The 19,212-nt window shown below is 43.7% G+C and carries 17 protein-coding genes, 1 tRNA gene and 2 pseudogenes; 7 read left to right on the top strand and 13 right to left on the bottom strand.

The annotated features are described in order from the left end of the window. The first annotated feature begins 72 nt into the window (after positions 1 to 72). On the top strand, positions 73 to 627 hold the full coding sequence (locus tag KXD93_RS02405) for a CHAP domain-containing protein (protein ID WP_258135263.1): 555 nt from the start codon (positions 73 to 75) through the stop codon (positions 625 to 627). On the opposite strand, the gene KXD93_RS02410 is transcribed toward KXD93_RS02405, so the two are convergent. Beyond that, positions 603 to 1,796 carry an acetyl-CoA C-acyltransferase gene (locus tag KXD93_RS02410; protein WP_258135264.1) on the bottom strand — a complete coding sequence of 398 codons (1,194 nt, stop codon included), beginning with the start codon at positions 1,794 to 1,796 and terminating at the stop codon, positions 603 to 605. The two genes, KXD93_RS02405 and KXD93_RS02410, sit on opposite strands and share 25 nt — an antisense overlap. Before the next feature lie 164 nt (positions 1,797 to 1,960). On the opposite strand from KXD93_RS02410, the gene KXD93_RS02415 reads away from it, so the two are divergent. The 3 genes from KXD93_RS02415 to KXD93_RS02425 all read left to right on the top strand — a co-directional run bounded on the left by KXD93_RS02415 (position 1,961) and on the right by KXD93_RS02425 (position 5,810). Then, positions 1,961 to 4,027: an HD family phosphohydrolase gene (locus tag KXD93_RS02415; RefSeq protein ID WP_258135265.1), complete on the top strand. Its 2,067-nt coding sequence runs from the start codon at positions 1,961 to 1,963 to the stop codon at positions 4,025 to 4,027. Between the two features lie 98 nt (positions 4,028 to 4,125). Further along, a tRNA-Ser gene (locus tag KXD93_RS02420) sits at positions 4,126 to 4,212 on the top strand. Positions 4,213 to 4,580: 368 nt separating this feature from the next. Then, positions 4,581 to 5,810, top strand: coding sequence for a site-specific integrase (locus KXD93_RS02425; RefSeq protein WP_258135266.1), 1,230 nt, complete (start codon positions 4,581 to 4,583; stop codon positions 5,808 to 5,810). 49 nt (positions 5,811 to 5,859) lie between these two features. On the opposite strand, the pseudogene KXD93_RS30585 reads toward KXD93_RS02425, so the two are convergent. The 9 genes and pseudogenes from KXD93_RS30585 to KXD93_RS30590 form a co-directional block, all read right to left on the bottom strand. Beyond that, a pseudogene (locus tag KXD93_RS30585) lies at positions 5,860 to 6,057 on the bottom strand (helix-turn-helix domain-containing protein); the annotation flags it as partial. 282 nt (positions 6,058 to 6,339) lie between these two features. Beyond that, on the bottom strand, positions 6,340 to 6,792 hold the full coding sequence (locus tag KXD93_RS02430; RefSeq protein WP_258135267.1) for a macro domain-containing protein: 453 nt from the start codon (positions 6,790 to 6,792) through the stop codon (positions 6,340 to 6,342). Between the two features lies 1 nt (position 6,793). Then, the gene (locus tag KXD93_RS02435) at positions 6,794 to 7,609 is read right to left on the bottom strand and encodes a PRTRC system ThiF family protein (RefSeq protein WP_258135268.1); all 816 of its coding nucleotides are present in this window, start codon (positions 7,607 to 7,609) and stop codon (positions 6,794 to 6,796) included. After that, entirely contained in the window at positions 7,606 to 8,163 is a 558-nt protein-coding gene (locus tag KXD93_RS02440; protein ID WP_258135269.1) for a prokaryotic E2 ligase family D protein, read from the bottom strand. The genes KXD93_RS02435 and KXD93_RS02440 overlap by 4 nt, the downstream gene beginning before the upstream one ends. A 152-nt stretch (positions 8,164 to 8,315) precedes the next feature. Next, entirely contained in the window at positions 8,316 to 8,978 is a 663-nt protein-coding gene (locus KXD93_RS02445) for a zeta toxin family protein (RefSeq protein ID WP_258135270.1), read from the bottom strand. Continuing rightward, positions 8,920 to 9,219 (bottom strand): hypothetical protein, encoded by a 300-nt coding sequence (locus KXD93_RS02450; protein ID WP_258135271.1) that lies wholly within the window; start codon positions 9,217 to 9,219, stop codon positions 8,920 to 8,922. Before KXD93_RS02450 ends, KXD93_RS02445 begins: the two co-directional genes overlap by 59 nt. A 130-nt stretch (positions 9,220 to 9,349) precedes the next feature. Further along, a complete protein-coding gene (locus KXD93_RS02455; RefSeq protein WP_258135272.1) occupies positions 9,350 to 9,490 on the bottom strand; it encodes a hypothetical protein in 141 nt (46 codons plus the stop codon). A 12-nt stretch (positions 9,491 to 9,502) separates the two neighbouring features. Continuing rightward, the gene (locus tag KXD93_RS02460) at positions 9,503 to 9,925 is read right to left on the bottom strand and encodes a DUF8464 domain-containing protein (RefSeq protein WP_258135273.1); all 423 of its coding nucleotides are present in this window, start codon (positions 9,923 to 9,925) and stop codon (positions 9,503 to 9,505) included. Between the two features lie 756 nt (positions 9,926 to 10,681). After that, the gene (locus KXD93_RS30590) at positions 10,682 to 10,885 is read right to left on the bottom strand and encodes a CHC2 zinc finger domain-containing protein (protein ID WP_373417341.1); all 204 of its coding nucleotides are present in this window, start codon (positions 10,883 to 10,885) and stop codon (positions 10,682 to 10,684) included. Positions 10,886 to 11,007: 122 nt separating this feature from the next. Here KXD93_RS30590 and KXD93_RS02465 point away from each other — a divergent pair, with 122 nt between their 5' ends. Continuing rightward, positions 11,008 to 12,819 (top strand): DNA topoisomerase 3, encoded by a 1,812-nt coding sequence (locus KXD93_RS02465; RefSeq protein WP_258135274.1) that lies wholly within the window; start codon positions 11,008 to 11,010, stop codon positions 12,817 to 12,819. A 168-nt stretch (positions 12,820 to 12,987) separates the two neighbouring features. Here the strand turns inward: KXD93_RS02465 and KXD93_RS02470 are convergent, their stop codons facing one another. The 3 genes from KXD93_RS02470 to KXD93_RS02480 all read right to left on the bottom strand — a co-directional run bounded on the left by KXD93_RS02470 (position 12,988) and on the right by KXD93_RS02480 (position 15,639). Further along, entirely contained in the window at positions 12,988 to 13,239 is a 252-nt protein-coding gene (locus KXD93_RS02470; protein ID WP_258135275.1) for a hypothetical protein, read from the bottom strand. A gap of 166 nt (positions 13,240 to 13,405) precedes the next feature. Next, entirely contained in the window at positions 13,406 to 14,854 is a 1,449-nt protein-coding gene (locus tag KXD93_RS02475; RefSeq protein ID WP_258135276.1) for a family 43 glycosylhydrolase, read from the bottom strand. Positions 14,855 to 14,904: 50 nt separating this feature from the next. After that, the gene (locus KXD93_RS02480) at positions 14,905 to 15,639 is read right to left on the bottom strand and encodes a hypothetical protein (protein WP_258135277.1); all 735 of its coding nucleotides are present in this window, start codon (positions 15,637 to 15,639) and stop codon (positions 14,905 to 14,907) included. A 406-nt stretch (positions 15,640 to 16,045) separates the two neighbouring features. Here KXD93_RS02480 and KXD93_RS02485 point away from each other — a divergent pair, with 406 nt between their 5' ends. Together KXD93_RS02485 and KXD93_RS30720 are read left to right on the top strand one after the other, a co-directional pair. Then, positions 16,046 to 17,170: an alpha/beta hydrolase-fold protein gene (locus tag KXD93_RS02485; protein ID WP_258135278.1), complete on the top strand. Its 1,125-nt coding sequence runs from the start codon at positions 16,046 to 16,048 to the stop codon at positions 17,168 to 17,170. 301 nt (positions 17,171 to 17,471) lie between these two features. Further along, positions 17,472 to 19,211, top strand: a pseudogene (locus KXD93_RS30720) (alpha-L-arabinofuranosidase family protein); the annotation flags it as partial. Between the last annotated feature and the right edge of the window lies 1 nt (position 19,212).

Genomic DNA, 19,212 nt, shown 5'->3' on the forward strand with positions numbered 1-19,212 from the left:
TATTTTCTCTCAAAACTAATAATATTTAATTGGTATATTTAACTATTAATGAGTGTTTTAACCTTTATCCTTATGGCAGCAGCAGATCAAATTGTACAAATAGCAAATAATTACAGCACCGAAAACATTACCGAGATCCAGGTAAATGCCGGGTGGACTGACAAACAGTACCAGGCCGATATGGTATCGATAGGGTGGGCGCACGGCGATGAATGGTGTGCTGCCTCAGTAAAGCTTACCTGGAAAAAGGGATATGCAGACAACCCAGCTGTTTGGGCGCATGCTTCACGGCTTATATCACTTAACAGCCAGGAAATGGCAAGAAACTTTCATAACGATCCGGTGTGGCCAACATCAACCCATGTTCCAAAGTTAGGCGCAATTGCGGTATGGCAGGAAGGCGATAGCCTAAAACAGGGACATTGCGGCATTGTAGTTGCAGTTAACGGCAATCAGTTCACAACTGTTGAAGGTAATACATCATCACCAAGCATGCCCAGCATCCGAAATGGTTGGACGGTTGCTGCACACACCCATACATTGGGTTTACCCCATGTTGTAAATGGCCTTAATTTTGACAGGTTCGTATATGCAATAGAAAGTTATTCGCCGCTTGTTGTTGAATAGTTTTCAATAACCATTGCACTTGCACCACCGCCGCCATTACAAATTCCGGCAGCGCCATATTTTCCATTATTTTGCTGCAACACATGTAGTAAAGTAACAATTATCCTAGCCCCCGATGCTCCCAGCGGATGTCCAAGTGAAACGGCGCCACCATTTACATTTACCCTGGCTGGATCGAGCTTTAATAATTGGTTGTTGGCTATTGACACTACCGAGAAAGCTTCATTTATCTCAAAATAATCAAGCTCGTCCGATGATAGCGCCGCACGGTGCAAAGCCAGCGGAATGGCCTTTGACGGCGCAGTAGTAAACCACTCGGGTGCTTGTTGTGCGTCGGCATATGAAACTATTTTTGCAAGGGGTTTTATTCCAAGTTCGTCTGCTTTTTCCCTGCTCATTAAAACAACTGCGGCTGCGCCATCATTTAAGGTCGATGCATTGGCTGCGGTTACTGTTCCATCTTTTTTAAATACCGGTTTTAATGATGGGATCTTGTCAAACTTTACAGCTTTTGGTTCCTCGTCTTCAGCAAATAAAGTTATATCGCCTTTTTTATCTTTAAGCTCAACAGCGGTAATCTCATCCTTAAACTTACCGTCAATTTGTGAATTTTGTGCTCTTTTATAGGATTCTATCGCAAATGCATCCTGTTCTTCGCGGCTTATATTGCATTCCACCGCACACAACTCGGCCGCCGAACCCATATGGTAATCGTTGTATACATCCCACAAACCGTCTTTTACCAGGCCGTCAATAATTTGTCCGTTCCCAAGCCTGTAGCCATTACGAGCCTTATCTAAGTAATAAGGTACATTGCTCATGCTTTCCATGCCACCGGCAACAACAATTTCGTTTTGGCCCAGCGCAATGCTTTGTGCCGCCAGCATAATTGCCTTCATTCCCGATGCGCATACCTTATTAATGGTAGTTGCAGGTAAAGAGGGGAGTCCGGCAAATATAGCCGCCTGTGTAGCCGGGGCCTGCCCAACATTGGCAGATAATACATTGCCCATATAAACTTCCTGGATCTGATCGGGCTTTAACCCAGCCTTCTCAACTGCCGATTTAATAACAATGCTACCCAGTTGCGTTGCAGAAAGGCTTGCCAAACTGCCGCCAAAGCTGCCGATAGGGGTACGGGTTGCTGAAACTATTACTACTTCCTTCATTTTGAATTATGGTAAATTGGATTGCAAATTTAGTGTTTTATCTATGCATGCATAGCAAATAATGAAGTTTTGTTTAAACTACAAAGCAGGTATACCAGGTTGACATTTTAAGAAAAACTGCATATACCGGAAACTTATATTAATTTTGATTGACAAACGTATAAATGGCAAAATTATCTTCATCGCGCCAAAAGGCTTTATTTCGCAAATACTCACGTAATGTTAAGTTCTTAATGATGCTGGTGAGTATCTGCATTATTGTTTTCACACTTCCAAAACAGGCAAAATTTAGTTACGATATTGAGAAAGGACGAATCTGGAACCAAAAGGACCTGGTATCGCCTTATAACTTTGCAATTTTAAAAACGCCGGAAGAAATTGAGAACGATCAGAAAACAGCGCTGGCAAGCATAACACCAATATACCAGTTGGATGTTAACCTTGCACCACACGAACTGGACGGTTTTAACAGTGATCTGGAAATAAAATGGCACAGCGCCGGTATTAAGGACAGCAAGAAAGCCGCATATATTTTAACGGGATATACCTTGCTGAAATCTATATACGATAGAGGTGTTTTAACCTTAAACCCAAAATACCAGCAAAATACCGAAAATTACGAGGTAACTATCCTGAACCAAAATGTAGCTTCGGATAGAAACACCGGTGATTTATATACCAAACGAAGTGCGCTGGCTTATTGTGATCGTTTTTTGACAGGAAAAAAGGAACTGGATAAAGCTTTTTTACTCGATCTGATCAATAACCGGCTGCAGCCAAATTTGATATTTGATAATAAGTTAACATCAAGGCTTGAAAAGGAAGTGGTTGAAAATTTATCGACTACCCGCGGGATGGTTCAAAAGAACGAGGTGATAATAGCCAAGGGATCGGTGGTAAGCGACGAAGCCTATCAGAAACTTCAATCGTATAAAAAAGCCTTTGAAGACAACGCCCGGATTAACGGGGACCCCCGGCTGGTTTTAATAGGCCAATTTTTGCTGGTTGGTATAACCATTGCGTTGTTGATCGTGTTTCTTTACCTTTTCAGGAAGGACATTTATGCTGATAACCGGTTGGTAAGCTTAATTTTGCTGGTTATTACAGCAATGCTGTTCACGCTATCAGTAGCCATAAAGCTGCAATTGCCGAACTTGTACTACATTCCATACTGTATTGTTCCTATCATAATAAGGATTTTGTTCGATACCCGTCTGGCTTTAAATATCCATTTACTTGTGGTGTTGATAGCAGGTTTTTTTGTGCCAAACAGTTTTGAATTTGCATTCTTCGAAATTACTGCGGGGATGGTTGCAATTTACAGCATCAAGAATTTGATCCGCCGCGAGCAGTTCCTTATATCGGCACTTATCATAACACTTACCTACTTCGTGTCATTTCTCGGTATTGCATTCATTCGGGAAGGCAGCATCAGGAGTATCGATTGGATGGACTTCGTACCATTTGTTGTAAGTGTTTTATTAACATTGCTTGCTTATCCGCTTATCTATATCTTCGAAAAGATCTTTGCCATAACATCAGACATTACTTTAATTGAATTGACCAATACCAATGCTCCCCTGCTGCGTGAGATGGCTTTCTCAGCTCCCGGGACCTTCCAGCATTCATTACAAGTGGCCAACCTGGCTGAAAACGCCATATACAGCATTGGAGGCAACGCCTTGTTGGTTAGGGCTGGGGCCTTGTATCATGATATTGGCAAGATGGAGAACCCGCTCTTTTTTATAGAGAATCAAACATCGGGCTTTAATCCGCATGATAAGTTGCCATACCAGGAAAGCGCACAAATAATTATAAGGCACGTTAGCCAGGGTATTGAAATGGCCCGGAAGGCAAACCTTCCGGAAATTGTGATCGACTTTATTCGCACCCATCACGGTGATACACGTGTTGATTACTTTTACCAATCTTTTTTGAAAAATTTTCCTGAAAAATTCATCGATGAGAACACTTTTAGGTACCCGGGACCTATTCCTTTCTCAAAAGAGGCCGGTGTTTTGATGCTTGCCGACTCTGTTGAGGCCGCTTCGCGGGCTTTAAAGGAGCCTGATGAACAATCAATAAGTAATCTTGTAGATAGGATCGTAAAATACAAACTCGATCAAAACCAATTGAAGGACAGTGACATAACGCTGAAGGATATCGAAACCATCAAAACAATATTCAAGAAAATGTTGATGAGCATTTACCATGTGCGGGTAGATTATTAAGAAAACGAACTTTTTTTTTGCCGGATAAGGCGAATTGCTATATTTGCAATCCCGAAAAAAAGGGAATAGTTTGAATACGGTTCGCAAGAATCAAACATGGTGAGGTGCCTGAGAGGCCGAAAGGATCAGTTTGCTAAACTGACGTACGGGAAACTGTACCGAGGGTTCGAATCCCTCCCTCACCGCTGGAAAGCAATTCAAATCTTGTCAAAAGCCTGTAAATCGTTGATTTACAGGCTTTTTTGATTTAAGGTGTTATGTCAAATATGTCAAAAACAGGCATATTCCAGTGAGCGATTCGTGTAGTAGTGGCTGCCCGGACCAATCGCTCACTGGAAGTGGTGTAATCAACTGACATAGAGGGTGTTCTGGAAATAAACATTCTTAAAAAAATGCCAAAAATCGACCATTTTCCTCTGCACGGTTCGTGTAGTAGTACATAGCGGTAATATCGCTCACTAAAAGTGATATAAATTACTGATATACAACATGTTCGATTATGAAACATCTTGTGCTAAGGGGCTTATTTATCGACATTTATTCACTTTAATTAATGAGTTTTATGTTAGAAAAAAGCTTTGGTTTGCTGTTTTACTTAAAACAGACCCCTAATTACAAAAAGGATCAGATGTACATTTATTTAAGGATAACTGTAGATGGAGTTTCAAAGGAGATCTCGACTAAACGTTTATGGTTCGTTTCTAAATGGAACGTTAGGAGCGGCCGTGCAGAAGGCACGAATGAAGAAGCCCGTTCTATCAATAACATGCTGGATACTTTGCAGGTTAAAGCCCACGAGGCCAAAAGAATGTTAATCGATGCTGACCAGGAAATATCAGCGCAAGGAATAAAAAACCTGATGCTGGGCGTAGACGACCGCAAAATGATACTCGAAGTTTTCCAGGAGCACAATGACCAGGTTGCTGCTCTCGTTCCACAAGAATACTCTGCTGGCACGCTCGATTTGTTCAAACGCACGCTGAATCATACCCGTTCGTTCATTCAATGGAAATACAGGGTTGATGATCTGGACATTAAAAAATTGAATTATGAGTTCATTAGTCAATATTCGTTTTGGCTTAAAAGCGTGCGTAAATGTCAGCATAACTCCGCCATGAAATACCTGACTTATTTTAAGAAAACAGTTTTGCTTTGTGTTAAATACGGATGGTTGAAAAGTGATCCTTTTGCAGGATTCAATTTAAACAGGAAAGAAGTTGAGAAACCATATTTAACAGAAGATGAGCTGAAACGCATCATTTCAAAAGACTTTCGGTCACAGCGATTGAGTAACGTTCGGGATATTTTCGTCTTTTGCTGCTATACGGGATTGGCTTATATTGACGCCAAGCAGCTCAAATCTTCCGAACTCGTGAAAGGTTTCGATGGTGAACAGTGGATCATTAAAAACAGGCAAAAGACAGAATCCGCTTCAAGGATACCACTACTTCCGGCAGCACAAACGATTTTGGACAAGTATAAAGCAGACCCTCAATGCCAGGCGAAGGACGCAGTTCTTCCAATGTTGACTAATCAAAAGATGAATGAATACCTGAAAGAAATAGCCGAACGTTGCGATATAGATAAGCTATTAACCTTTCATGTTGCAAGACATACGTTCGCTACCACAGTTACTTTGAGTAACGGGGTGCCAATGGAAACGGTGTCTAAAATGCTTGGCCACAAAAATTTACGGCAGACCCAGCACTATGCAAAAATAGTAGATGCTAAAGTTGCCTTTGATATGAAACAACTTAAGGATAAACTCAGCCTCCAGGGGTAATATGTATAAATAAGTCAATTATGAGGTGTCGCATTTTGCGACACCTCATTTAAATTTGTTTTCTGAATTTTGCAGCTTGTTTAATTATTTCCTCTGTCGTTTTCATTCTTCCTGCCTTAATCCACTCATCTAATTCAGTGTTTAAAAAGTATAAACGTTTCCCAGGCTTATTAACGGGTATCTGCTTTCTGCTGACTAAGGAATAAAGCGCAGTCACGGTGATCTGTAAATAGTCCGCTGCTTCATTAACGTTGAGAAATTTTTTCTTGTGCTACTGTTCAAAATGTAATTTGAGCAATAAATCTTCAATGAGTTCCACTTTCCCGAATAGCTGCCTGAGCACCTCCGGCATTTTATCAAAACCAAATTCATCCATAGTTTAAAATTTGGCTCAAATTAGCTTGTAAAACGATTTGAAGTGGTAGGTTAAAATAGTGATCAGGAGTTTTTCAAGCATTGTTTCCGGCAAGCTTGTTTCGCAGGGAAACGGAGAAAGTGGCTGGCCGGAGCGCGGTAGGCGCAAAAATCATCAGGAGGGTTGATAGGCCTCGATTTTAGCCTCAATATGGGCCAGGTATTGATTTATTAATTGTTTCACGATATACCAGTCCAATCCGTTGTTTCCGCAGCCGAGAGCAGGAAGGGCGATATGTCCAATATCAGTTTCGTTCATCAAACGGACGAGGTCCTGCAAACCTTGTTCAATGTAGGTATATTCAGATGGCAGACGCCAATGTGTTTTTGTCTGAAAATTGATAATAAGGCGTTCGCTTAAATGCAGGCTTCTGTCTTTTACAGACAGCAGTTTTCCAACCTGCAATTCATGATTAAGGCAAGCTTCACGGTAGCGCTGATAATTATACGGAAATTCATTTTTGAATTGCAAAGCAATGCCTTTGCCCATCACGCCAACGGTGTTGACCGTATTGACGAGCGCATAGGCATTGCTTTGGAATATATCACCATATAAAATCTTAATCATATTAAGCTACTTTGAGGGGCTGCGTTTTGAAATCTTTAAGGTTCAGAAAAAAGCCCCGGTTAAACAATATCCCTTCCCGGAAAAGTTGCCATAGGAGTGAAGCCCCGCAGTTGGCCAATGCCGAGTTGATGAACAAATCCTGTTTGGTAAGTGCCTCCGCCAATGAACAGCTCGGCGTGTCATCGTCGTGTTCAGATTGTAGCAACAAATCCTTAAATTCATCGGTTACCAAAGCTAGTTTTTCAACCGGCCTGTATAGCTTGGATTCAGGTTGTTGGACTTTATCCAAAGTCGACAATATGACCTGTCCGCTTGCACGGCTGTTGCCGAAATCAAGCCAGTATTTTACCCGGTTACGGCCATAATACCTTTTCGCGAATGCCTTCAACACTTCGGCAATCTCAAATCTTGCTTTAGCGGTATCAACGCAGCTAATGGTAATAGTGGCGCTTCCTTTATCCACATCTTTCAGGTTATTATCGTAGCGTTCCATTTCTGCTTTCCAGTTTGTGCCAAAAAACCTGTTGATGCGGTTCACCAATGTGACCGATTTGAACTGGCCTAACTCGGACGTGGTGAACAACTGCCTGCCCAGGTTCGCCCTTTCTACTTTATCATTGTCCCAAACCCTGACCATTAAACCCGGATGGTCTAGGGCAATTAAGGCGTGATTCATTCTGGCCAAAGCAGTCAGCACCTGCCCACCTGTACCACCTGCGCCGATGAGATTAACTGTTACCGGGTTATAAGGCTGTAATAGTTCCTTTTGTATGATGTGAACCGCAGTTTTTGCGGGTTCTTTTTTCTTTGCTTTCATATAATCAGTTGCTTTAATGTAAGGCCATTTTTGCGTAGTTCATCCAGCGGAAAGTCTTTGCCTGTTTCCATCAGCGTCCGCCACAATTCTTTGGTGTCGGTTTTGGTGCTGCTTCCGCCATTGATAGAATGGCTGAAGTAGCTATTATAAAAATAGTTTTCCCATTGGCTCATAAAATCCTCTAAACAGGCATTTCGCCCGATGTCAATTTTAACGGTTCCCATGCATACATTCCCGTTATTGTAAATATTAAGGTAGGGGGCATGATGCAAGACTGTTTGCCCGTTTGGTTTAGTTTTGCCCTTTACGGCGTAAACCATTAATTTATCTGCGGAGGCTTTCCAAACCATCGCCGGGACTTTTGCCTTACCTGATGGTATGTTTAAACTGTCCACAAAAAACAAGTTGGTTTCCTTTGGCGGTGTGTACCAAAGGGCATAACCATTCGTGCCATAATTCACATATAGGACTTTTGATGGCAAAATCCCCCGGCTTTTGAGGTAACCGCCTTTGAGTTCCTGTGTTGCCTGCAATAACTCGTTTAAGGCCGACATTTCCATTAATGTAAGTGGATGGGCGTTTATCGGCTGTCCTTGCTTGCCAATGTCATAGCTTTCGCTCCGGTAAAATCCAAAATATAGCTATGGAGCCGGCATGGATTTTTAGGGAGATGCGGCTGTTTTAAGCTGATGGTTTGATCTGTGGATCACCGGTCAAAACCTGTTTGAGGATTATTGTCTTTTTGCGGATGAGGACTTATGCGCAATGCGGACATAAGTCCCTGGATGACTGGTTCTGCCCAATTTGGTATTTTCTGGCTAATAAATTTGACTTTATCCCTTTCAATGTTCAATAAGGGTTCTTGTTCACCTATTCGATGGGTAGCATCAAGAAGAAAAACATTATCGAAGCGATGTGCGAAAAACATAAGGTTCTTTAACCCTTCGTCATAATTTAAACGTATGCTGTGCGTATCCACAAAATGTCCGCCCTTGTTTACGCGGGATGTTACGCGGTGCATCGATTCTTTTTCGGAACTTAATAGAAAGTACATCAGGTTTACTGCATACCCTTTATTCTTGAATTGGTCGACGGTTTCCATTAATTGAAAATCCCTGAAGTTCGTTTCAAGAATAAAGTCCTTTTTGGATTTTATGGCTTTGGCAATTTGGTCCTGGAAATGGTTATTTATGAAGTAGTAAATGCCGTCTATAGGAAGGTTCTGGTAGGTATCCTGAACCTTTTGACTTTCTTTGTCGGGATCAAAAACGATCGCATCTTTATCTGAAAATTTGGCGGAATAAGTGCTTTTACCTGCTCCGTTCGGCCCCGCTACGATAATCAGTTGTTTTTTTGTGAGAACGCTCATCGGTTAATTGTTTTATTACTACGGCTCTTCCCTGGTCGTCAATTCGGACCAGCTCTGAATGGTCTTTGTATTCCTGGACTAATGTGTCGGCGTCCGGGCAGATCTTTTCGTCGTAATAAGTGATGAATGAGTCTTTTGCCCATGTTTCCTTAAGTACCTGTTCCGCAACAGGATGAATCAATTCTTTAAATTCTTCTGGTGACATATCAAAAACTGTCTTTCGTTTTATTTTAGCGCTCATCAGCTTATTCCTTTTTACAAAAATAGGAATAATTGTGGTGACGGGGGTAAATTTACTGTTTGCTGTAATAGCAAGTGGTAGCTAATTCAATAAAATATTACGCTGGAAATTTTTCAGATTAAGCGCGTACCTACAGTTCCCGGATGAAGCGAACGGCTTTAGTATCGGGGTCGATTTCGACAAGCACACGCCGCCCATTGGGGTATTCATGGATGAATTGCCCCGGGATTTCGGTTGGGTGAACGGTGTATTCGAGTTCGGCGGTTTGCATCGGGTTTCAAATTTAGCGTTTTTCATTTACGGGCAAGGGGTTGTTGAAAAATGTTGCTGCCTGGGGTAGTAATGCCGGATCGTTTACGATTACGACTGTTCCCTGCTGCTGATTTTCAGTAAGCCATTCCAGGTAAGCGAAGAAGTCGTTGAACACCGATACTTCCTCAGTTTGTCCAGGAATAATGGTTAGTCCTTTTAGGCCGATGCAGGCGTGAAACTTTTGGCTGTGTACCTGCCAGCCGCCGTTTTCGTTTTGGTGGCCGGCAGCATAGAATTGTTTGCGGGTTTTCTTTTGGTCTTCGACGTAGTAATATACTTCTTTGAGCTTGCCCTGGGCTGTCTGCCAAACGCCGCGTTCCTTCAGGTATGCGGTGATGGCGGGGGTGTTGCCGAGTTCTTTGATTTCTTCAATTCGATAATGTGGCAGTTTCACGGCGTGGCGGCGTTTCCTAAATGTCAGTGTCATATAATACAAAAGGGGAACCGATGCGGCTCCCCTTTAAATATTTTTGATCGGGAGTACTTCCGTCATATCCTACGATATGGGCCCGCGGGCCTGCCCCAGCGCTTTCGGCGTGTGATACGATCTCACCTTCACTGGATTTCCGGTTGTTAGCCGGTTAATGTTTTCTCCCTGTACGTCAAATAACTTTCCGTCAGCGGGCTTATTGCGAAATTTCGCTGCCGTTGACGACGACAAAATTGGCTGGTTCGGGGACGGGGATTGGGTAGGAAGGAGGGTGGCAACCTGAAATAAAATTTGGGTTTCGCTGATTGATGTGATTTTCAGCAGGATAGGTTTCAGTTTTAGTGATAGTAACTGATTGACATTTTGTTGAATGCACCCTAAACCGGAAATTTTATATCGTCATAAGCCATGTTCCCCTATGCCGCAGGAATTCATTGTACAAGGAATTGGTTGTGCCGGCTTGGGTAAAGATAGGAGGTAGCAGATGGCCCGGAGCAGGATAACGGCGCCATCGGTTACGAAAAGAATGATGAAAAATAAAATGCACCTCATGTGTTTGTGTCTTGCTGCACAAATGTAGGGAGCGAAGGGTATAGATGGCTTTAAACGGGTAAATTAAACCAGTTCGGCCCTCCTTGATAAAAGACATTCGACGGTGCGGATCAACCCACAGATTTTATTAGCGTCTGCTGTGGTTTCGCAGCGATCTTAAGATCTTCCTCATTTTGGTTTATTTGCGATCCATAATTCAAATTCCGCCGGGCCGCCTTCTTTACCGCAGCCGAAGCATTTGAACATGTTTTTTTCCGGGGATACCATAAATGAACTGGATTGGTCGGGGTGGAACGGGCAGTTCCCTTTTAAGGTTTTTCTCCCTTCCAGGAGCGTGATATATTTGGAAACGATTTGGACCAGGTCTGACATATATGGCAAACTTAACTATTGACTGAACACCATTAAAGATTGTTGAAAATTTCTGATTTGTTAGGAATTCATCCGCCATTATAGGTTGCGACGGTAGCGCTTATTAACTACTTTCGGCGGGTATGAAAGTGATCATTGCGGAGAAGCCTTCTGTTGGGCGGGAGATTGCCAGGGTGTTCGGGGCGACGACGAAGAAGGACGGCTATATCGAAGGCAAGGGGTATACGTTCACCTGGGCTTTTGGTCATTTACTGCAACTGGCTTCGCCGCAGGAGTATGGCTATTATGGCTGGAACGTACAAAACCTGCCGATGCTGCCGCAGAAATTTAAGCTGGCGATCCGGAAGGTGAAGTCTAAGGACGGCATGGTGGAGGACCCGGGCGTCCGTAAGCAGCTGGATATCATCAAAGCCTTGTTTGACGAGGCCACGGAGATCATTGTGGCGACGGATGCGGGGCGGGAGGGTGAGTTGATTTTCCGGTATATTTATTATTATTTGAAATGTAAGAAGCCTTTTAAACGACTTTGGATCTCTTCGCAGACGGATGAGGCGATTAAGGATGGGTTCAGAAATTTGAAGCCGGGATCGGATTACGATACGCTGTTCAATTCTGCGCATTGCCGCTCCCAATCGGACTGGCTGGTGGGCATGAATGCCACACAGGCTTTGAGTTTGTCAGCGGGGTCACGTTCGGTGCTATCACTGGGACGGGTGCAAACGCCGACGCTGGCGATGATCTGCTTCCGCTATAACGAAAACAAAAACTTTGTTCCGGAACAGTTTTACCAGGTGAGTATTATGGTCGATAAAGAAGGGCAGGTGTTCCGGGCGATAACAGAGGAGAAATACAAAACAAAGGAGGCTGCACAACTGATTGTTGACGGCGTTAAAGCAACCGGGAATATCTTAAGCGTTGATGCCAAACCACGCAAAGAACCGCCACCGCTTTTGCATGACTTAAGCAGCCTGCAGCAGGAAGCGAACAAAAAGAAAGGTTTTACGGCAGACCAAACACTAACGCTTTTACAAAACCTGTATGAAAACAAGCTGGTGACTTATCCTAGGACGGGCAGCCGGTATATCGGGGATGATGTGTTTGCAACGGTGCCCAGCCTGGTCGAAAAACTTAAAGATCATCCCGAATTCGGTAAACAGGCTAGTGTCTTAACAGAAGCTAAATTGAACAAGCGCAGTGTCAACACTAAAAAGGTGACGGATCACCACGCGATACTGACAACAGGGGAGACGCCCCGCCAGCTCTCGCCAGACCAACAGGCCATTTACGACCTGGTCGCAGGCAGGATGCTGGAAGCCTTTCACCAGGACTGTATCAAGGAGATTACCAGGATAGTTGTGGAATCCGGCCATAAATTTATCGCCAGCGGTACAGTGATCGGCACCGCAGGCTGGCGGGCGGTCTTTAACGACCCGGATGAAGAAAAGAAGGATGAGGAAAACGCCTCGCTTCCGAAAGTTATACAAGGGGAGGACTTGCCCATCACTGAAAAGAACCTGCTGGAAAAACAGACCAAACCAAAGCCCCTCTATAACGAGGCCAGCCTCTTAAAAGCTTTGGAAACTGCCGGCAAGGAAATTGACGATGAAGAACTGCGCTATGCCATGAAGGACAGCGGGCTTGGCACACCCGCAACAAGAGCCGCCATTATAGAAACGCTTATTAAACGGTTCTATATCGTCCGCGAAAGGAAGAACCTGGTGCCGACCCCGACGGGATTTGCCGTTTATAATGTCGTGAAAGATCACCGGATTGCGCAGGCAGAGCTGACCGGCAACTGGGAGAAAAAACTTGAAGAGATTCGCTCCGGTGCTTCGGTAACGGGATTCCAGGAGGAGATCAAAGCGTATACAAGGGCGATCACGCAGGAATTGCTGGTTGCCGGTAAGGGGATGGTGGTAGGGGCAAAGACCTGATGAACAGGTACTGAATTAATGGTGCAAATTTGTTTCTTCAGTACCTACGCTGGCTAAAAAAGTCGCTTTTTGCCCTTTAACTTTTAAAAAACGGAACAAATCTATCCCTCCAAAACCGCCAAAGAGGCTGCCCCCTTTTGAAGTGACAGCCTCTTTAGCGGTTCCCTGTTAGCTTTTCTTTTTAGGCGCCTTGGCTGGCTTGGCTTTCTTTGCCGTATCAGCTTTTTTGTTTGCCTTATAACGCATGTCAGGTGTCCCGTCCTTTTTTAGTGGTGGCTTGGCTGCTTTGTTTTCCTTAAAGCGCTTGTCCGGTGTCCCGTCCTTCTTTAAGTGCTTTTTTGCGGTGTCGGCTTTGAACGCATACACCGGCGTATTGTGTGCCTGTGTCAATGTCGCAAAGCAAATCATCAATGCGGTCATAAGTGTGAATAAACCAGACAAATAGCTATCGGGTATTTGATTCAGATAATTATTTAGTTTGAATTTTAACAAACAGAAGGCTATTTAGCCCGGGTTTTACCTTTAGGCAGGTGCCTCCTTTTGAAATACCCATCCATCTAAATTGCGTTTTCTTTAACTAAACAGGTTAGTGAGTCTTAAAATTCCACTTCGAATTATCGCTGTTCATATCAAACGTCGCGAGTGTCGGTGTGCTGTCTCCGGAAGAAACTAAAGCCAGTTGCCCCTTCGGATTTGAAACCACTTTTGGCATGATCCTGTAAGTTCCATCCGTTAACTGATCGATCCGCCATAATTGTTCCGGCGCACCCGTAAACTTTGGAACTGTTATCAGTTCAGCATCTGGTGTTGCTGCTAGTGCACGGTCTGTTCCGGCAATTACTATTTTATAATATGGGCCGCCCAGATATCCCCCTGCACCAGCTACCGGTGAAATAGTCCATTTCTGATGAGGGCGAAACATGTAATCACTCAAGTTAACAACAATGTTTCCGGTCGGCCAGGTTTTAATTACATCCGATAATTCCTGGGATGACACTGGTTTTACCGGCTCGTCATTGTTACGGTTGAATCGCATGCCACCCGGCATTCTTGTAAAATCCACGCCTAATTGTAAGGCGTATCCTCTTCGTTCAGATTCAATCTCATACGTCCCTTCCTTGAAGGTGTCACCTGCAATAGGCCATCCATTTTTCCATAGCAATGGGCGGATGCCTAATACGCTGCGTGCATTTTGATCCAAATCAGCCTCATAATGACAAGAAATTTTTTCAACACCATCGCTAACTACGCTACGTCCGAAATGTCCGGGGCCAATCCGCCTGTCGCCGGCTGCAACTACCAATTTCCCACCTCCCTTCAACATTTCTCTACCAATGTTATCAAGATAAGGTCCGGTTATTTTTTTGGAGCGGCCAACAACAATATTATAGGTTGAGTTTGGGCCGTCGCAGCATGTGCCGTGTGTTCCAAGCAGATAGTACCACCCATCCCGATATATCAAATCTGTGGCTTCACAATCGATGGCTATATTTAATGATTTATTACCTTCCACACGTTTGCCTGTTTTGGGATCAAGTTCCACAAGGCGTATATAACCCCAATATGTACCGTAGGATAGCCATAACTTGCCGTCGGTTGGATCCAGCAGGAGACCCGGATCTATCGAATCGTTATCCTCAATACCATCGGATGAGGCAACTACCACAGCCTCCGAATATTTAAAATCCGGCGATCCCGGATCAAGCGTTTTATTCCACATGGTCAATATCTTTCCATTATGTCCGCCCGCCAGGCCGCCGCCGGTTGCACCATAAACAATAAGGTAGCGATCACCAATTTTTAATACATCAGGAGCGGCCCCTCCGCCTGGTCTCACTGCACCTCCATTCCATGTCCAACCGTCTTCGGATATTAATCCGCCACCGCCTGTCCCGAATGTGTAATACTTACCATCACACTCGGCAATGGTTGACGGATCATGTATAAATGGCTTGCCAACTTGTGCTATCGCGCTCCCTGCCCGCAATAGTGAAAATAGGGATATAATGCTTATTGCTTTAACTATTAATTTCATAATAACTCGATTGCTATACAAATTCGACGTAAATGGGACGATCAACTAATTTATTTGAGAGTGATAGTGAGATCTTTGATCGGTTCTCCGTTTTCGTCCAGGAGCCGAACGCAAAAATCACTAAGTCCGGGGCCATTGATTAATGCTCCCCTGATTATATTTTTCCCTTTGTTAAGGGTCAATCGGGGCGAGACACAATCATCCATTACCATTCGTCTGTCTCCGTCAAGTACCACAGCTTCCTGTCCGTTTAGCCACCACATTGATCCCCCATTTGATCCTACAGCCAATCTTACATTTTTTATTTCCCGCGGACTGTTGACTATGGTTACCGCCCAAAACAATACTGAATAAGTATGTTTCTTTAACCCGTAGGCAAGACGAAATAATTTGACGTTGAAAGTTGGACTTTCCAACGCATGCCATGCCAATTCCTGTTCTCCAACCTTTATTTGGTCCCGATCTTTAGGGATGACGGTAAACTGATTTTGGAAATAAGCAGTATCAAATTGTTTTTTCAGGTAACTATAAGTAAAGACAAGATTACTTCGTATCGACTTGTTTATAGGCTCTAATAGTAACCAGCGCTGAATAAACCCCTCGACGTTCGGGGTCTTTTTTGACGTAGTTGCCGGGGTAAAGAATGGTGTGATAGTTCGCACAGTATCGTTATCAGTTATTTTATCAGCCCTGCCTCCTGAAATGGCAGACTGTGCTTGTGACTTCAATGCTGCCAAAATTACGAAGCCCACTGCCAGCAATAATGCATTGCGTTTAATATTCATAGTAGATACTTGAATTTATATCGTTTTTTGGTGTATAATAATCGGTGTATAATAAGATGACAATTGTACCGCCATTCGAAGGAAAATCATCGCTTCAATTAATAAATATATACAACGTTCGTTCAGAAGTTCATACTTCACTATTAGTTTTGGATGCCACGACAGCATTAAGACGTCAACAAAAACCTGGCTGTGTTCAAATAATCGATTTAAACATTTATTGGCTATTTATGGTAAAAAATGGCATCGTTTAATAAAACGTAAATAGAATTTAGGGCAAAGTTTTTCCCGGCATTGTAACACTTATCAATTCAAATTTCGACTAACCCATTTGCAGTTATTTGTCGCATTTAAAAAGACTCACGATTAGAAAATGCGTTTCTTCCTGAAACTTAAATTATAAAAAATGAATTTAAAATATTTAACCATTGTTGTATTAGCGGCCTCCCTGGCCGGGCCCCTTTGCAAGGCTCAAACGCCATCCGGAGAAATTAAGGACGATTTTCAAGCTTCCAGCCTTAACCAGCCCGGGCAGGACTATCCCCGGGTTAATTCGCAAGGCTATGTACGTTTTAGCATAAAAGCACCTAAGGCGGACAGTATAAGGGTTACCTTAGGCCTGGGTGGAAGAGGAGGTACTAAACTTATCAAAGGAACCGACGGATATTTTACAGGCACAACTGAGGCCCCGATGGACGAAGGTTTCCACTATTATCATCTAATAGTTGATGGGGGCATATTTAATGACCCGGGTACATTGAATTATTATGGATCCACCCGTTGGGAAAGCGGTATTGAGATACCGGCCCATGACCAGGACTTTTATGCTTTAACGGATGTTCCTCACGGGAATGTTCAGCAGGTACTCTTTCCTTCAAAGAGCACAAATACCCAACGAAGGGCGTTTGTTTACACACCTCCGGGTTACGAAAAGGATAAATCGAAAAAATACCCTGTGCTGTACCTGCAGCATGGCTGGGGTGAGGACGAGACCGCATGGAGCAACCAGGGGCATGCCAACCTGATTATGGATAACCTGATTGCAGAAGGCAAGGCAAAACCTTTCATTATTGTGATGACCTATGGCATGACCAATGACGTAAAGCCCGGCGGTATAAGGAACTTCAAAATAGATGCCTTTGAAACCGTATTGACGGATGAATTGGTGCCTTATGTGGATGCCAACTTTCGCACTATTGCCAATAGGGAAAACCGCGCAATGGCAGGGCTCTCCATGGGTGGCATGGAAACACATTTAATTACACTTGCAAAGCCCGACGAGTTTGCCTACTACGGTTTGCTAAGCGGGGGCACCTACACCCCTGCCGAATTACAAGATAAACCTAAAGCTAAACTTATATTTATAAGCTGCGGCAGTAAGGAAAACCCCACCGGTGTAAATAAGGCTACTGCTGCATTAAAAGATGCAGGCTACAATGCTGTATCCTTTATTTCCGATAATACGGCCCACGAATTTCTGACCTGGCGCCGGAGCCTAAAACAGCTTGCTCCATTATTGTTTAACAATTAAAGTTGAGCCCCAGGTATTTCATCAAAGCCAATTAATTGTATCTAAAAACCTAATTACAAATGCTAAAATCAATAAGAAGTTGCACATACGTTATTTTAATATGTGGTATGTTTTTCGGAAGGCAGGCTTTGGCGCAGCAGCCAACAAAATTAACGCTTCAGCTTGACCAACCGGGGCATCCATCAAGCCCGGTATTATACGGCTTGATGACCGAAGAGATCAATTACTCCTATGATGGCGGAATTTACGCCGAGCTAATCAGGAACCGTAGTTTTAAGGATAATGCTAAGAATCCTGATCATTGGAGTTTAATAAAGGGCGTTGCTGATTCATCTGCTATTGTATTGGATAATAAGCATCCGGTTAACGAAGCTTTAACCGAGTGCCTAAAACTCAATCTGGTAACTGATGGCAAAAATACCGGCTTAGCGAATGATGGTTTTTGGGGGATACCTGTTTTTCCTTCAACTAATTATCAGGGCAGTTTTTATGCGATGACTGATGGCAATAACGCGGGGCCAATTACAGTAAGTATCGAATCGACGGACGGCAAAAGCATGTTTGCGACAGCAAATGTCACAAGGGTTAGCGGGCTTTGGAAAAAATTCAGCTTTAACCTTAATACAACAGCATCTGTAACACCAACTGCCGATACACGCTTTGTTATCCGGCCTTCAACTAAAGGCAATTATTGGTTTACGCTTGTATCGTTGTTCCCGCCCACCTATCAAAATACAGCTAACGGCAACAGGCGCGATATTATGCAGCTTCTCGCTTCCATGGCCCCTAAATTTTTGCGGCTGCCCGGTGGCAATTATTTGGAAGGCAATATGTTTTCCATAAGATATAACTGGAAAAAAACATTAGGCCCAATTGATGAAAGGCCCGGTCATCAGGGTACCTGGGGGTACCGCTCGTCCGACGGAATGGGTTTACTGGAATACCTGGACTGGTGCGAAGATTTACAAATGGAACCATGGGCTACACCTTAAACCGCGATTATGTAGAAGCAGGGCCATTCCTGAAGCCCTATGTTGACGAAGCCCTGGAGGAGATAGAATACGTTACCGGCGATACAACTACCAAATACGGAAAAGAACGTGCCAGTGACGGACATCCTGCCCCTTTCCCGTTACATTATGTTGAAGTTGGGAATGAGGACGGTTTCGATATGTCAGGAAGTTATGAAGGCAGGTTCACCCAATTTTATGATGCCATCCGCAGTAAATATCCAAACCTGCATATTGTTTCAACCACCGGCGGTAAGGATTTTTTGGGAGCGCGTTTCCCGCTTGCCAAACGCATTCCCGATGTGATGGACGAACATTATTATAGAAATGCCTTCGACATGGAAAGCGATGCCGACCATTACGACAGCTATGACAGAAAAGGCCCGAAAATATTTGTCGGCGAATGGGCTACACGTGAGGGTAAGCCAACACCAAATTTCAACTCGGCACTTGGCGATGCCGCGTGGATGACGGGAATGGAACGGAATTCGGATATTGTCGTGATGGGGTGTTCGGCACCTTTGTTTGTGAATGTAAACCCTGGCGGCATGCAATGGGAGTCGGATTTAATTGGCTATAATACCTTAACTAGCTATGGTTCTCCATCGTATTACGCACAGCAAATGTTCAGTAATTACCACGGCGATAACGTGGTGGATATGGTTGGCGAAGGCATCCCGGTACAGTTGCAAAAATTGGATCATAAGGATAGTTTAAATAAAGTTACCCCCAAAACTTATCCCTCCTTATTTTATGTAACCACCCGCGACACAAAAAACGGCAGGCTGTATGTTAAAATTGTTAACGCAGGCGATGCCGCCAAAGAGGTATTATTAGAATTAAAGGGCGTTTCATCAGTAAAAGGCAACGGAAAAGTAGTTGTCATGAAGGCCGATAAGCCGGAGGATACAAATACAATAACCGAACCGAAAAAAATTACCCCTGCAGTTGTGGCGTATAAAGGATTTAAGAAGGCCTTTACTTATAGCTTCCCCAAATATTCAATAACCGTGCTTCAAATTGATACCCAGT

Source organism: Mucilaginibacter phenanthrenivorans (assembly GCF_024721155.1).
Classification (GTDB): Bacteria; Bacteroidota; Bacteroidia; order Sphingobacteriales; family Sphingobacteriaceae; genus Mucilaginibacter; species Mucilaginibacter phenanthrenivorans.